Source organism: Sedimentibacter sp. B4, from assembly GCF_000309315.1.
Taxonomy (GTDB): Bacteria; Bacillota; Clostridia; order Tissierellales; family Sedimentibacteraceae; genus Sedimentibacter; species Sedimentibacter saalensis.
Window position 1 is genome coordinate 1 of record NZ_CANG01000693.1, and the last position, 211, is coordinate 211.

1 pseudogene is annotated in these 211 nt (G+C 62.1%); it reads right to left on the reverse strand.

Annotated features, from left to right (window positions below):
* Nucleotides 1-211, reverse strand: a pseudogene (locus tag BN358_RS26820) (hypothetical protein); the annotation flags it as partial.

A 211-nucleotide genomic window follows, 5' to 3' on the forward strand; every position in this document is an offset into this window, starting at 1 on the left:
TGAGGTCCACCACCGCCGTGGCGAGGTTGCGGATGTCCACGGCCACCACGTAACCGAACAGGATCAGCTGCAGGACGGGCATGACCAGCAGCAACCGGATCAGGAGTGGATCGCGGCGCAGCTGAGTGAATTCCTTCCAGATCAGCAGCCGGATTCGCCGGCACTCATCGCGCGACCTCCTGCCGTAGAGGACTGAAGAGATCACGAGCAT